Origin of the sequence: Flavobacterium sp. GSA192 (assembly GCF_006386525.1) — a bacterium.
Lineage (GTDB): Bacteria > Bacteroidota > Bacteroidia > Flavobacteriales > Flavobacteriaceae > Flavobacterium > Flavobacterium commune.
Map to the genome: position 1 here is coordinate 335,869 of NZ_VAHC01000003.1, position 15,408 is coordinate 351,276.

14 protein-coding genes and 1 other RNA gene are annotated in these 15,408 nt (G+C 33.3%); 6 read left to right on the forward strand and 9 right to left on the reverse strand.

The window, feature by feature from the left end:
- Positions 1-77 precede the first annotated feature (77 nt).
- A complete protein-coding gene (fahA, locus tag FDM27_RS08300) occupies positions 78-1,361 on the forward strand; it encodes a fumarylacetoacetase (RefSeq protein WP_071185855.1) in 1,284 nt (427 codons plus the stop codon).
- A gap of 74 nt (positions 1,362-1,435) precedes the next feature.
- On the opposite strand, the gene fsa is transcribed toward fahA, so the two are convergent.
- The 3 genes from fsa to ffs form a co-directional block, all read right to left on the reverse strand.
- Complete coding sequence (gene fsa / locus FDM27_RS08305; RefSeq protein ID WP_071185856.1) at positions 1,436-2,092, reverse strand: fructose-6-phosphate aldolase; 657 nt, start codon at positions 2,090-2,092, stop codon at positions 1,436-1,438.
- A gap of 78 nt (positions 2,093-2,170) precedes the next feature.
- Complete coding sequence (locus FDM27_RS08310; RefSeq protein WP_140485921.1) at positions 2,171-2,974, reverse strand: SDR family oxidoreductase; 804 nt, start codon at positions 2,972-2,974, stop codon at positions 2,171-2,173.
- Positions 2,975-3,092: 118 nt separating this feature from the next.
- Positions 3,093-3,190: signal recognition particle sRNA small type (ffs, locus tag FDM27_RS08315), an RNA gene on the reverse strand.
- 88 nt (positions 3,191-3,278) lie between these two features.
- On the opposite strand from ffs, the gene FDM27_RS08320 reads away from it, so the two are divergent.
- The gene (locus tag FDM27_RS08320) at positions 3,279-4,352 is read left to right on the forward strand and encodes a glutaminyl-peptide cyclotransferase (RefSeq protein ID WP_140485922.1); all 1,074 of its coding nucleotides are present in this window, start codon (positions 3,279-3,281) and stop codon (positions 4,350-4,352) included.
- Positions 4,353-4,422: 70 nt separating this feature from the next.
- Here the strand turns inward: FDM27_RS08320 and FDM27_RS08325 are convergent, their stop codons facing one another.
- Entirely contained in the window at positions 4,423-5,298 is an 876-nt protein-coding gene (locus FDM27_RS08325) for a hypothetical protein (RefSeq protein WP_071185859.1), read from the reverse strand.
- Positions 5,299-5,406: 108 nt separating this feature from the next.
- On the opposite strand from FDM27_RS08325, the gene FDM27_RS08330 reads away from it, so the two are divergent.
- The gene (locus tag FDM27_RS08330; protein WP_071185860.1) at positions 5,407-6,447 is read left to right on the forward strand and encodes a formimidoylglutamase; all 1,041 of its coding nucleotides are present in this window, start codon (positions 5,407-5,409) and stop codon (positions 6,445-6,447) included.
- A gap of 119 nt (positions 6,448-6,566) precedes the next feature.
- A complete protein-coding gene (locus tag FDM27_RS08335; protein ID WP_140485923.1) occupies positions 6,567-7,817 on the forward strand; it encodes a DEAD/DEAH box helicase in 1,251 nt (416 codons plus the stop codon).
- A 50-nt stretch (positions 7,818-7,867) separates the two neighbouring features.
- Here FDM27_RS08335 and FDM27_RS08340 read toward each other — a convergent pair whose 3' ends face one another.
- From FDM27_RS08340 to aroC, 3 genes are all read right to left on the reverse strand, one after another.
- On the reverse strand, positions 7,868-9,430 hold the full coding sequence (locus tag FDM27_RS08340) for a response regulator (protein WP_140485924.1): 1,563 nt from the start codon (positions 9,428-9,430) through the stop codon (positions 7,868-7,870).
- Positions 9,431-9,541: 111 nt separating this feature from the next.
- On the reverse strand, positions 9,542-10,822 hold the full coding sequence (locus FDM27_RS08345) for a dicarboxylate/amino acid:cation symporter (protein ID WP_140485925.1): 1,281 nt from the start codon (positions 10,820-10,822) through the stop codon (positions 9,542-9,544).
- A gap of 134 nt (positions 10,823-10,956) precedes the next feature.
- Positions 10,957-12,015, reverse strand: a complete 1,059-nt coding sequence (aroC, locus tag FDM27_RS08350; RefSeq protein WP_071185864.1) for a chorismate synthase — start codon at positions 12,013-12,015, stop codon at positions 10,957-10,959.
- A 185-nt stretch (positions 12,016-12,200) separates the two neighbouring features.
- Between aroC and FDM27_RS08355 the strand changes: the two genes are divergently transcribed.
- Together FDM27_RS08355 and FDM27_RS08360 are read left to right on the forward strand one after the other, a co-directional pair.
- Positions 12,201-13,025: a UDP-2,3-diacylglucosamine diphosphatase gene (locus FDM27_RS08355; RefSeq protein ID WP_140485926.1), complete on the forward strand. Its 825-nt coding sequence runs from the start codon at positions 12,201-12,203 to the stop codon at positions 13,023-13,025.
- 123 nt (positions 13,026-13,148) lie between these two features.
- Complete coding sequence (locus tag FDM27_RS08360) at positions 13,149-13,631, forward strand: outer membrane protein (RefSeq protein WP_140485927.1); 483 nt, start codon at positions 13,149-13,151, stop codon at positions 13,629-13,631.
- Between the two features lie 48 nt (positions 13,632-13,679).
- Here the strand turns inward: FDM27_RS08360 and FDM27_RS08365 are convergent, their stop codons facing one another.
- Both FDM27_RS08365 and bshA read right to left on the reverse strand, forming a co-directional pair.
- Positions 13,680-14,108 (reverse strand): protease complex subunit PrcB family protein, encoded by a 429-nt coding sequence (locus FDM27_RS08365; protein WP_140485928.1) that lies wholly within the window; start codon positions 14,106-14,108, stop codon positions 13,680-13,682.
- 25 nt (positions 14,109-14,133) lie between these two features.
- Complete coding sequence (bshA, locus tag FDM27_RS08370; protein ID WP_071185867.1) at positions 14,134-15,303, reverse strand: N-acetyl-alpha-D-glucosaminyl L-malate synthase BshA; 1,170 nt, start codon at positions 15,301-15,303, stop codon at positions 14,134-14,136.
- Between the last annotated feature and the right edge of the window lie 105 nt (positions 15,304-15,408).

Genomic DNA, 15,408 nt, shown 5'->3' on the forward strand with positions numbered 1-15,408 from the left:
AATACAAAAAAACGTTTGTTAAACAGTTAGATTATGATATATTTGATATATAATTTTCAACAAAAAATTAACAAAATATGCCAATATCAGCCAACGATACCAAAAGAAAATCCTGGATAGAAGTTCCTAAAAACAGTGACTTTCCTATCCAGAACATTCCTTTTGGTGTTTTCCTAACTAAAGAAAATGTCGTAACGGTAGGGACCCGTATTGGAGATTCGGCTATAGATTTAGGCGCATTACAACAATTGGGCTATTTTTCAGGTATCGAATTGACTGACGATATGTTCATTCAGGACACTTTGAATGATTTTATTTCAGACGGAAAAAAAACCTGGCGATTAGTCCGCAATCGTATCGCAGATATTTTTGACGAAAATAATTCCACTTTGCGGGACAATCCGGAACACAAAAGCATCATTATATTTAAAATGGATGAAATCGAAATGCAATTACCTGTATTAATAGGTGATTACACTGATTTTTATTCGAGTAAAATTCATGCTTCGAATGTTGGAAAAATGATTCGCAACGAAGAAAACGCCTTATTACCTAACTGGCCTCAAATGCCTATTGGTTATCACGGAAGAAGTTCTACCATTGTGCCATCGGGAATTCCGGTACACCGCCCTTTTGGACAAAAACTGCCACAAGGTGAATCTACTCCGGTTTTTGGTTCTTCCCGCTCTATTGATTTCGAATTAGAAACTGCTTTCATCACTACCGATGCTAATATCATGGGTGAAATGATTCCTATTAGCGAAGCCGAAGATTATATCTTTGGAATGGTTTTATTAAACGACTGGACAGCACGTGATATTCAAAAATGGGAATACATGCCTTTAGGCCCTTTTTTATCCAAAAGTTTTGCCAGTTCAATTTCCCCATGGATTGTAACTATGGATGCTTTAGAACCTTTTAGAGTTTCCAGCCCTAAGCAAAATCCGAGTCCGCTTCCTTATTTACAACAAAAAGGAAAACATTCTTTTGACATCAATCTTGAAGTTGCCATACAGCCTGAAAACACTGAACCAACCATTGTATCTAAATCTAATTTTAAATACATGTACTGGACGATGAACCAACAATTAACACACCACACCTCTAATGGTTGCCGAATAAATTCAGGTGATATGATGGGCTCAGGAGCTATTTCAGGCCCAAGCGAAGACAGTTATGGATCTATGCTGGAACTAACCTGGGGAGGAGAAAAGCCGCTTAAATTAAATGATGGCAGCGAACGTAAATTTATTAATGACAACGACACTGTTATCATCAAAGGTTTTTGCGAAAACAGTCAGGTCCGAATTGGTTTTGGAGAAGTTTCCAGTAAATTACTTCCTCCATTCGTTAGAAAATAATTTTAAATATATAAAACAAAAAGTCCCGTCTGAATTAACAAACGGGACTTTTTTATTGGGACAAAGTAAAAAGATTACTTGTTTCCTTTTTCGAAATCAGCAACAAACTGAGCTAATCCGATATCTGTTAATGGGTGTTTCAATAAACCGTAGATTGAAGAAAGTGGTCCAGTCATAACATCAGCACCAATTTTAGCACAGTTAACAACGTGCATTGTGTGACGTACAGAAGCTGCTAAAATTTGAGTCTCATAACCATAGTTATCATAGATATCTCTAATTTCCTGAATCAAGTTTAATCCGTCAGTTGAAACATCATCTAATCTTCCTAAGAATGGAGAAACATAAGTAGCTCCAGCTTTAGCAGCCAATAAAGCCTGACCAGCAGAGAATACTAAAGTTACGTTTGTTTTAATTCCTTTGTCAGAAAAATATTTAGCTGCCTGAACACCTTCTTTAGTCATAGGCAATTTTACAACGATTTGTTCGTGTAATTCAGCTAATTCCTCACCTTCTCTTACCATTCCTTCAAAATCCAAAGCATTTACTTCAGCACTTACATCTCCGTCAACTAAGTTGCAGATGTCAACGTAGTGTTTCAAGATATTGTCTTTTCCGGTGATTCCTTCTTTAGCCATCAAAGATGGGTTTGTAGTTACACCATCTAATACACCTAAAGATTGCGCTTCTTTAATTTGAGCCAAATTAGCCGTGTCAATAAAAAATTTCATAATTTATATATTTAATTGTTTTTAGATTATTTTTAAAAGTGTTTTTTTAACACTTGTTTTTCTTCAACGTTTGCAAATTTACAACTTATAATGATTCATCAGCATTTTTTCATAAATTTTATCTGGTAATATGCGTTTTAACACAATTGAGAACTTTTGCATGAACGCACCTACCTTATAATGGATTTTAGGATTCTCTGTTTGTATAATATTAAAAACCGCTACAGCCATATCATTTGGATTGCTTCCACTATCCACATGTTCGTCCATCATTTTCAAAGTATTCCCATAAGGAACTTCATAAGCTGAACCTTTAATTAAAGGCGAATGAAAACGCCCCGAAGCAATATTAGTTGCAAAATCACCCGGAGCGACATTGGTAATATTGATTCCAAAAGATTTTACTTCCATATTCAAAGCTTCCGTTATCAACTCTAAAGCGCCTTTGGATGCCGAATAAACACTTCTGTAAGGTAAACCCATATAGCCGGCAATTGAAGTAACATTAATAATCAACCCTGATTTTTGTTGACGCATTTGTGGCAATACTGCCTTCATCACTTCGATAGGACCAAAAAAATTGGTTTCGAAATTATTTTTGATTTCAGAAGTTGGAATTTCTTCCAAAGGTCCAGTAATCCCTACTCCTGCATTGTTAATCACCACATCTAATCTTCCAGTTGTAGCAATTATTTTAGCAACAGTAGCCTGAATGCTTTCCACATTTCTAACATCTAAAGCCACTAAAGGAAAAACAGAATTCAAAACCTTTTCCGGATTTCTGCTGGTTCCATAAACAATAAAGCCTTTATGATGTAAAAATTCCCCAATAGATTTTCCTATTCCTGAAGAACCTCCAGTAATCAATACTACTTTGCTCATTGTTTAATTGTTTTTTTGTTAGACTGGGCCAAAAATAAAAAAATCCTCCCGAAGGAAGACTACTTTTGGTAAATTTTAGAAAAGAATCTGGTATGCCTCAGCAAACAGATTAAATAAAAAAAGGCAAGCGACCTACATCGCACCGCTCAACCGCGTACCCTTGCTATGTTCCCATCCTGGGGGAGTCTGCAGGAGCTGGTCGTGTAGGACTTGCCGGTGCAAATATACAATCTTTTTATATTTTTGCAAGCCCTTTTGTGTGCTTAAAATAACATTGTATATTAGGGCTTTTAAAAATCAGAACATGAAAAAACATAACTTACTATCTTTCATTTTATTAGGAACACTGCTTTCTAATTGTGGAGATACAAAAAATAGAGAAAATAGTATATTTAATTTTGATTCTTCCAAAATTTCGGCACAATATCATCCTCAGGAGACTGTTGATTTAAACATTTTGAATCCAAAATCAAAAGCAGTTGACAGTATTGTGTACTATGTTAACGATGTTAAAATTAAAACAGTAAAAGGTCTTGAAAAACTCGCTTTTGAATTAAAAGATCAAAAATTAGGCTATCAAAACATTAAAGCCTTAGTTTATTTTGAAGGTGAAAATGCCGAAACTACTGCTAGAATTGAAGTGGTTTCAAATGTAACTCCTAAATTATTAAAATATAAAATTGTAAATACCTATCCTCACGATGTAGCCTCTTTTACCGAAGGATTAGAATTTCACAAAGACACTCTGCATGAAAGCACAGGTTCTGGAACCACCGCTTCAGGAGATACTTATAAATCTTTTTTAAGAAAATACGACTACAAAACAGGAAAAGTTTTCAAACAAATTGACTTAGAGAAGGATAAATATTTTGGCGAAGGAATTACTGTTATTAATAATAAAATTTATCAAATAACCTATAAAGAAAAAACAGGTTTTATCTACAATGCTGATACTTGGAAACTGGAAAAAACTTTTGCCTACACTAAAGACATCGAAGGCTGGGGAATGACCAATGACGGAAAATACATTTACCAATCGGACGGGACAGAGAAAATCTGGAAAATGGATCCTGAAACTCAAAAAATGATTGATTACATCAATGTTTACTCAGGAAGTTCTAAAATTAAGGCGGTAAACGAATTAGAACTTATTGATGGGAAATTCTATGCTAATATTTGGCAAAAAGATGCAATAGCTATTATAAATCCAGCAAACGGCGCAGTCGAAGCAATTTTGGATTTATCTAAATTACGCAAACAACTTAAAAGCGCAACTGCTGAAGTTTTAAACGGAATTGCCTACAACCCAAAAACTAAAACCATTTTTGTTACCGGTAAAAACTGGGATAAAATGTTTGAAATAACCATTTCTGAATAAGCTCCCACTATAATAGATAAAAAAAACGAGGAACATTGTCCTCGTTTTTTTTATCTAAAAATTAAAGTAATTATTTCAAATTAAAACTTGATTTAGAAACCAATTCTCCTTTATCAAAAACATTTATAAAATAAGTTCCTGCTACAAAATCTTTCCCTGGTAAGTTTTCTGAAACCTGAACCGTTTTATTTTCATATTTTACAGTACTTGTAAAGCTATAAGTTAAATCTTTACCATCAAAACTGATGTTTTTCTTCTCACCTAAAACATTGTTTTTACTATCGATTACCTGTACATAATAGGTTTTATCTCCTGATTGTGCAATTTCGTTACCAGCAATAGTAAAACTAATTTTCAGCATATTAGTTCTTCTGGCTTTTTCAGTTTCGATTTCTTTACCGGAACTTCTCACTTTATAAGCTGAACTTTGAATGTTCAAAACCGTTAATTTAGATCCTTTTTCAACAACCTTAGCTAATTCACTGTTTTGTCCTACTAATGCTTCATTGAATTTTTTAGATTCTGTCAAAACTACTGCAGTACTATCGCGCTGCGAAGTTAGTACCGTATTTTGTTTTTTCAAACCTTCATTTTCAGCCATCATGGCTTTCATTTTGTTTTGTAAAAAATTAAGCTGTGTTTTAAAAGCCGAAACATCACCTTTTGATTTCTTTACTTCAGCCATTAAGCTTACTACCTTATCTCTCTCCTGAATCAACTCGTCAGACATAGAAGTATTTTCGGCAATGGCTGCGTCATAAGTAGTTTTTAATTGTTCCAAGTCTTTTAATACAGATTCTTTTTCAGTTTCAGTTGTTTTTAAAACAGTTTGAACTTTATCTGTATCCGAAGATAATTTGAAAATATAAACTAAACTTCCCACTAATAAAACTGCCAATACAGCAATTACTGCTTTTAGACTTGAGCTACTTTGTTTGTTTTCCATTTTTTTAACGTTTTTTCGATTTTTATAATATCAAATTTAACAATATATATTTAACATATAACGTTGCTAAGGAAATTATATTATTTTTGAGGAAAAATTTTCTTTTGTATGGATAAATTTCTACCATTTACAATAAATGATCTAGCTAAGGTAACTAACCATAGAAGTGGAGAAATAAAATTTGGAGAAAAGATGCTTACGGTTCCTCATGGAGCCAACCCCATTTCCTATATTAAAAATACGGATGCCAAATATGTTCTATTAGGAATTCCTGAAGACATTGGAATCAGAGCTAATTTTGGAAGACCCGGAGCGGCTTCGGCCTGGAATGAAGCCATTAAAAGTATTGCTAATATTCAGCATAATCGTTTTTGCAAAGGAAACCAAATCATTGTTTTAGGACAAATCAATGTTTTGGAAGAAATGAAAGAAGTCGAAAACTTAGATTTCAACAATATTGACGACCGCGTTAAACTGAGTCAATTAGTCCAAAAAATTGATAAAGATGTTTCGCATATTATTTTCAGCATTGTTAAATTAGGGAAAATTCCAATTATCATTGGCGGCGGACACAACAATGCCTACGGAAATATCAAAGGTACGGCTCTTGCCAAAGGAAAACCCATCAATGCCATTAACTTTGATGCTCATTCTGATTTTAGAATTCTGGAAGGACGCCATAGTGGAAATGGTTTTTCGTATGCTTACGAAGAAGGCTTTTTAAAAAAATATTTCGTCTTTGGACTACACGAAAACTACACCTCAAAAAGTGTTTTAGATATTATAAAAAAAACAGAAGACCGGGTTCGATTTAACACCTACGACAGCATCAATATTCGAAAAGAAAAGAATTTCGGTCAGGAAATGATTTATGCTCTGGAGTTTATTAAATCGGAAACATTTGGGATTGAAGTAGATTTAGACGCTATTCCTAATATTGCCAGCAGCGCCATGACTTTAAGCGGTTTTTCGGTAGAAGAATTACGCCAGTTTGTTTCCTTTTTTGCAAAAAACAAAAATGCCGGCTATTTACACATTTGCGAAGGCGCACCCGATTTGGACGTTGATAAAAACAATCATCTGATAGGAAAACTCATTGGTTACCTCGTTACCGATTTTATAAAATCAAACTCAAATAAAAATATTTAAGAACTAAGTTCCTTATTTATATTTACTGAATACAAGCAATAAATCAGCATCAAGAATAATAATACTATCTTTGCACCGCTTATCGCTGTAACTGTTACAGGATAATTAATACCAAACTTATGTTATTCGAAGATTTATCACTTTCAAAAAGTATCCAAAAAGCCGTATTTGAACAAGGCTATACTAATCCCACTCCTATTCAGGAACAAGCCATTCCGCTAGTATTAGCAGGAAATGATTTAATAGGTTGTGCACAAACCGGAACAGGAAAAACGGCGGCTTTTGCCATTCCAATCATCCATCAATTACACCGAATTGTGGGTTCTTCAAAAAAACCAAAACAAATTCGTGCCTTAGTAGTTACGCCTACCAGAGAATTAGCAGTACAAATAGGACAAAGTTTTGACACTTATGCTAAATATACCAACCTTACCCAATTGACCATTTTTGGTGGTGTTTCACAAAATCCACAAGTAGATACACTGAAACAAGGTGTCGATATTTTGATCGCTACTCCGGGAAGATTATTGGATTTGCACAAACAGGGATTCGTTAACTTAGACCATTTACATACCTTAGTTTTAGACGAAGCCGATCAAATGCTCGATATGGGATTTGTGAACGATGTCAAGAAAATTGTAAAACTGACTCCTAAAAACAGACAAACTTTATTCTTCTCGGCTACTATGCCAATCGCCATCAGAGAATTAGCCGAAATGTTTTTGACCGATCCTGAAACCGTAACTGTTTCTCCTGTTTCTTCTACTGCTGAAAATGTAGAACAACGCATTTATTTTGTAGAAAAAGGCGAAAAAAGAAATCTTTTATACAGTTTGCTCCAAAACGAAAATCTTAGCGATGTATTGGTTTTTTCAAGAACAAAGCACGGAGCCGATAACGTGGTGAAAGCTTTGCGCAAAAAAAATATTGCTGCCGAAGCCATTCACGGAGACAAATCACAAAATGCCAGACAACGCGTTCTGGATGCTTTTAAAAATAAAGAAGTTGGCGTACTGGTTGCTACCGATATTGCTGCCCGCGGAATTGATATTGACCAATTGCCTTATGTTATCAATTTTGATTTACCTAATATCCCTGAAACTTATGTACACCGTATAGGAAGAACAGGACGTGCCGGAAATGGTGGAATTGCAATCTCTTTTTGCAGCAAAGACGAACATGGATATTGGAAAGACATTCAAAAATTAATCAAGGTAGATGTAAAAACCATTAGCGATCATCCTTATCCCTGGCATGCCGGAAGCCCGGACGCTAAAGAAGAAAAACCAAGAAATTCAAACAGAAGTGGTGCTGCGCACAAATCGAGAAAATCAAGTGCTTCAAAACAAAATAAAAAACGCTGGTATTAATTTCAGTAACTTTCACAACCGTAAATTAGTAAAACTATTTTACGGTTTTTTTATATTTCTGATGTTTCTTTTAAAACCACAGCATTGATAATTTTGTACAGCTGTTTAGAATCAAAAGGTTTACTGATAATATCATCAAATCCCGCCGAAATAGCTTCTTCCGTTACTTCTTCCTTATCAAAGGCAGTTAAAGCAATAATAGGTGTTGTTATTCCTTTTTCACGAATTAGTTTAGTAGTTTCAAAACCATTCATTTCCGGCATATTAATATCCATCAGGACCGCGTCAAAATATTCCTTGTCAATCAATTCTAAAGCTTCTTTTCCGGAAGCGGTAGTTGTACATTTGTAATTGAATTTTTCAATTGTTTTTCTGGTAACAATAAGATTAATTACATTATCATCGACAATTAAAATTTTGAAAATAGGACTCGACGATAAATCAACATTAATATTATTGATTATGGCATTCGTTTTAGCCATATCGCTTTCAAAACCTATTGTAAAATTAAAAGTAGTTCCTATACCTAATTCACTTTTTAAATAAATGGTACTGTCAAATAATTGCAAAAGCTGCTTTACTATAGACAACCCCAAACCTGTACCTTGATAATCAATCTCTTTTCTGCCAACTTGTACAAATTTATCAAATATTTTATCCTGATTTTCCGGAGCAATCCCTACTCCATTATCTTCAATTTTGAATTCTATAAAATAAATTTGATCTTTAACATCGACTAAATGTGCTGAGATTGTAACCGCTCCGTCCTGAGTAAATTTCAAAGCATTGCTCATCAAATTAATAATAATTTGAGAAAATCGTAATTTATCTCCTATTAAGTATTCCGGTATTTTATTATCTATTACAACGTCAATAGAATTATTGTGTTTTTTGGCTAAAAATGATAATGAGTTTTTGATGAATTCAATTTCATCACTGATATTAAACGTCCTTTTTTCAAGCACAATTCTGTTTTCTTCAATTTTATTTATTTGCAAAACATCATTTACTAAAGCTAATAAATATTTTGCCGAAAACTTCAGCGATTTTAAATGGGGACTTTCAGATAATTCCCGATGTTCATCTTCTAACATATTAGTAATTCCGATTACACCATACAGCGGAGTACGTAATTCGTGCGTAATAGTAGATACAAACTGAGATTTTAACTTAGAACCTTCTTCAGCTTTTTCTTTGGCAAGTTGTAATTCTTTATTTTTATTAATTAATTCGATATTCTTTTCTTTCTTAAGATTATAATTTCGATACAAAGAATAAATCAAAAGCAATAAGATTACCAAACTAATAATCAACAAAATAGAAATCATTTTTGTTTTTTCTAAAACCTGAGCCTGAAGATTATTTTCAAATTCAATTTCGCTTATTTTTCTTTTATAAGCATCGATTTCAGAATTAACAATAGCAATATCAGCTGTTGATAATGGAACTGTATTTTGTTTTTTGCCATTACCTTTTTGATTCGAAATTAAATTCTCAGCTGTCGTTTTTGGCAATAACAAATTTTCGTTTTTAGCTCCGTTACCGTTTCCAACAGTAGTTTGACTAAAAAGCGATAAGGATATTAATAAAAAAACAATCCGTATCAAATACATGGTTATTATATTAGCTTCAAATATAAAACAATCAATTGATTATGTATTCAATCGTAAGTTATATTTTAACAAAAAAAATATAGATTTTAATAAAACTATCAATCGCTTTTTTTATTCGGCTACCACAATAATTTCTTCATTTTGTTGTTCCCATTTTCCAACTACTGATGTAGCCAAAGCATTCCCTAAAACATTAGTAGCACTACGAAACATATCGCAAAAATGATCAATTGGTAAAATCAGTGCAATTCCCTCAACCGGAATGTCAAACATCCCGCAAGTGGCAGCCACAACTACTAAACTTGCTCTTGGTACACCTGCAATACCTTTACTGGTAAGCATCAAAACTAAAAGCATAGTCATTTGAACACCCAAATCTAAATGAATTCCATAAGCCTGAGCTATAAAAATACTGGCAAAAGTCATATACATCATACTGCCATCCAAATTAAAAGAATAACCTAAAGGCAACATAAACGAAACAATCCTGTCTTTAACCCCAAAACGTTCCAGTTCTTCTGTAAGCTTAGGAAAAACAGCTTCACTACTTGTGGTTCCAAAAGCAATAATTAAAGGACCAATAATTCTTTTAAGCAAAATGGTCATTCGACCTTTAAGAAAAACATAACCTACTAATATCAATACAATCCAAATTGAAGAAATTCCAATTAAAAAAGAACCGAAAAATTTAAAATAGGTTATCGCCAATTCCTGAAAATCCCTCACAGCAAATACAGCAGCAATAGCGCCAAAAACACCTATAGGAGCAAATTTCATGACGTAATTAACCATTTTTAATACAATATGAGAAGTTTTATCTAAAGCACTAACGACAGGTTTTACGTAATCTCCCAAAGATGCAGCGGCTAAACCAAAGAAAATAGAGAAAATAACAATTTGCAAAATTTCATTAGTAGCCATTGCTTCAAAAATACTTTTAGGGACAATATGTTCTATAAAATTTTCGAAAGATATATTTTGTGTTTTGGCCGTTACCTCTGAAACAGAAGCCAAATCAACATTTGACAAATTAAGTCCTACTCCGGGTTGAAGCAAGTTTACAAAAAACATCCCTAATAACAATGACAGGAATGAGGCAGTAAAAAACCAGACTAATGATTTTCCTCCAATTCTCCCTACCGCTTTAATATCTCCTAATTTGGCTATTCCAACGACCAAAGTGGTAAACACTAAAGGAGAGATAATCATTTGGACTAACCGAATAAAAACGGTAGCCAACATTTTTATTTTACTACTAAACGATTGAGCTGCTTCTACCGCAAGTGAATTATGAATAATAACACCTAAAACGGCACCAAGAAACATTGCAATTAAAATCTGGAAAGTAAGATTTCCTAAAAGTGATGGTTTTGAGGTATTCTTTTGCGTCATTTTATCTAGCTTTAAAGTTAAAATCCGGACAAAATGTACAAAAAAAAGGTGAGTATAATAAAAATTAATACCTCACCTTTTTATATTTATTATATTACTAAAAAACAATATGATTATTTCAAAAATATCGTTTATTAATAGGTTTTATTTATCAAATAAAAATCTGCCAATACAATTGCTGCCATAGCTTCAACAATAGGCACAGCACGAGGAACTACACAAGGATCATGACGACCTTTACCCGTCATCTCGGTGATATTTCCTTTATTGTCTAATGAATCTTGTTTTTGCATAATAGTAGCCACCGGCTTGAAAGCTACACGGAAATAAATATCCATTCCGTTGCTTATTCCTCCCTGAATTCCTCCTGAAAGATTGGTTTTGGTAGTTCCATCAGCATTGTATAAATCATTATGCTGGCTACCTTTCATTTTAGAACCTTCAAAACCGCTTCCAAATTCAAATCCTTTTACCGCATTAATAGAAAGCATGGCTTTTCCTAATTCAGCATGCAATTTATCAAAAACAGGCTCCCCAAGTCCAATAGGCACATTTTGAATCACACAAGTAACAACACCACCTACAGTATCTCCTTCTTTACGAATTTGCTTGATGTAATCTTCCATTGTTGCAGCCATGGCTTCGTCAGGACAACGTACCGGATTGCTTTCTATTTTAGAAAAATCCAATTCCTCATAGGATTTATCCAAAGAAAGAGGTCCTACAGCCGAAACATAAGCATTTATCTTGATTTCAGACAACATTTGTTTTGCAATAGCTCCCGCTACTACTCTACTAGCTGTTTCACGAGCCGAACTTCTTCCTCCTCCACGATAATCTCTAAAACCGTATTTTTGATCATACACATAATCGGCATGACTAGGTCGGTAATTGTCTTTTATATGAGAATAATCGTCTGATTTTTGATTGGTATTTGGAATAATAAAACCAATAGGCGTACCAGTTGTTTTACCTTCAAAAATTCCGGATAAAAACTGAACATCATCCGGTTCTTTTCTTTGTGTAACAATAGCTGATTGTCCTGGTTTTCTTCTTGACATTTCCAGTTGAATAGCATCAAAATCCAATGCAATTCCTGATGGGCAACCATCAATGATTCCTCCTAAAGCTTCTCCGTGTGATTCTCCAAAAGTTGTTATTCTAAATAGTGTTCCGTAGCTATTTCCTGCCATTATAATTAATTTTGAACAAAAATACTATTTTAGTTTTAGCTTTAAAAATTAATGATTTAAAGATTTCAATCTTAGTCATAAAATTGCTTCTTTATTTACAAACAACAACCTATTTGTTAACCTTAACTTTAAGATAAATTCACGCTTAGAGCGTTAATTTGCATAACAACAAATGAATAAATCAATTGAAAAAAAGAAAAGTTGAAGTAGTTGTAATTTCCGATGTTCATCTGGGAACTTACGGAAGTCATGCCAAAGAATTATACAACTATCTGTCGTCTATAAAGCCTGAAATTTTAGTACTCAATGGCGATATTATTGACATTTGGCAATTTAGAAAATCCTATTTCCCTAAATCACATTTAAAAGTAATCCAAAAAATCATCAGCTTTGCTTCTAAAGGAACTAAAGTCTATTACATTACCGGAAATCATGACGAAATGCTCCGAAAATTTACCGAAATGAATATGGGTAATTTTATCTTAGCCGATAAAGTGGTTTTAGAAATGAACGATAAGAAAGCCTGGATTTTCCACGGTGATGTTTTTGATGCTTCGGTGAATCATGCCAAATGGATTGCCAAACTTGGCGGTTTGGGTTATGATTATTTAATTCTAATTAACCGCTTTTTTAATTGGTGTTTAAACAAAATGGGGAAAGAACCTTATTCTTTTTCTAAAAGAATAAAGGCGAGTGTAAAAAAAGCAGTCAAACACATTTCGGATTTTGAAGAAACTGCAACTGAATTAGCAATCGAAAATAAATACGATTATGTTATATGTGGTCATATTCACGAACCAAAAATTCTCAAAAAAGAGAACAAAAATGGTTCAACTATGTACTTGAACTCGGGAGATTGGGTAGAAAATCTTACATCTTTAGAATACAACAGAAAAAAGTGGAAATTATATCGATACCAGGAGTCAAAATATAATGAAACTATAAATCTTACCGAGAAAGAAGAACTTACTGGAGAACAACTAATTGCATCAATAATCCTTTCAAAATAAAACTTCATAATCCTTTTTTTGCTAAAAAAAGATGGGAATTCTATAAAATTTTATAATTATATAATAAACTTAGCGTTTGATAATAATTGTAAATTTGTAATAAAATAAAACAAAACTTTATTTATGAAAAAAATTATTTTATCAGCTTTTATGCTAATGGGATTAGCATTTAGCACACAAGCACAGGAAATTTCAAAAAATGCTTTAGGTTTGCGTTTGGGTGACAATGATGGTTTTGGTGGTGAGATTTCATACCAAAGAGGATTGTCTGACAACAACCGTTTAGAATTAGATTTGGGATGGAGAAACAGCAACAATGTTGATGCTTTCAAATTAACAGGAGTTTACCAATGGGTTTGGAACATTGACGGAGGTTTCAACTGGTACGCTGGTGTTGGTGGAGGAGTTGGAAATTGGGCTGTAAAAAACGCCGATTACGACAAAACCTTTGCTTTTGTAGCTGGTAATTTAGGTATAGAATACAATTTCGATGAAGTGCCAATTCAACTTTCTTTAGACATCAGACCTGAATTGTATTTTGCTGATAATTATTATGGAGACAATTTTGGTCCAGATTTAGCTTTAGGTATCAGATACCGCTTCTAATCTAAAAAAGAATTACATATTAAAAATGCCACTTGCTAGTGGCATTTTCTATTTTATAACAATTTGCTTTTTCGAATTGATTTTCACTACAGTATAAGGATAAGTAATTTGTTGAATCAACATTGCTCCCGGTTCAGGCTTTGTTTCTTTTAGAGTGATAACAATTTCGGTTTCAGTTTCAGTAACATTATCAACTGTTATCGAATAACCGCCAGTATTTTTTTCGCCCATATTCAATACAACAAAATTAGATTGCTGAACATCATCAGTATTAATTTTGCCTTTGAGTTTTTCGTCGTTTAACAACATTTTAATTTCATTGGATTCTGATAGAATTTCATAAAAATTAATATTTGCTCCTCCGTCGTTTTGCTGTAATAAAACTTCGTACAAAGGTTTATTCACATTAGTTCTTTGTGTGGTACTACAGGAAAACATCACTAAAAGCATTGCTACCGAAACTAACGTTTTTTTCATTTTTATCGAAATATCAATTAGCGATTTAATCATCATGGGGTTTCGTCGAATGTTTGGCTTTTTTAGTGTATTTTTTAATTGCTTTTTCATAAATATCAATATAAATAGGCAAAATATGTTTGATGTCAAACTTCTTAGCTACCGTTAAGGCATTCTCTTTGAATTGGGCTAAAACGGTATCGTCTTTTAATATTTTCAAGGCATTTTCGGCCATTTCGTCAATATTACCTACAGTACTTAAATAACCGGAAACTCCCTCAAAATTCACCTCAGGCAAACCTCCTGAATTACTTGAAATAACTGGCACTCCCCAAGCCATTGCTTCCAGAGCAGCTAATCCAAAACTCTCTGTTTCTGACGGTAATAAAAACAAATCCGAATTGCTTAAAATTTTATCAATTTCGTTACTGTTACCAAAAAAGATTACCTTCTCTAATATCCCTAATTCCTGACACAATAATTCCGCCTTTTCTTTTTCCGGTCCATCGCCTACCATCAATAATTTGGCTGGAATTTCTTTTTGTATTTTGTAAAAAATTCGAATAATATCCGGAATGCGTTTTACTTTTCTAAAATTAGAAATATGTGTAATAATACGCTCTTCGGGTTTAGCAATAAGCGTTCGCTGGCAAGGAATATTATAATCTTTTACGTTTTTGTCTAACTCAATAAAGTTAGGTATAACATGAATATCTCTCTTGATATTAAACAATTTATAGGTATCTTCTTTTAAACTTTGAGAAACAGAAGTTACCACATCTGATTTATTGATGCTAAAACTCACCGCAGGTTTATAATGCGGATGATTCCCCACCAAAGTAATATCTGTTCCGTGAAGTGTTGTAATCATTGGGATTTCAATTCCTTCATTTTTAAGCATTTGCTTAGCCATATAACCTGCATAAGCGTGAGGAATAGCATAGTGTACATGCAACAACTCTATTTTATAAAGTTTGACCATATCGACCAGTTTACTCGATAAGGCTAATTCATAAGGTTGATAATGAAATAAAGGATACTCGGGAACGTTTACTTCGTGATAATGCACATTAGGATTCAACAAAGCCAGACGCACTGGCTGACTGTAGGTTATAAAATGAACTTCATGTCCTAAACGAGCTAATTCTAAACCTAATTCGGTAGCTACAACACCACTTCCTCCAAAGGTTGGATAACAAACTATTGCTATTTTCATGTATAAATTTTAGTACTACGAATGTACTGAAAAAGCAATAAAAAAGAGTTAAATTAAGTTAAAACTAAGTGTTTGAAACAAAATCATCAGCATAAAAAAAGGAGA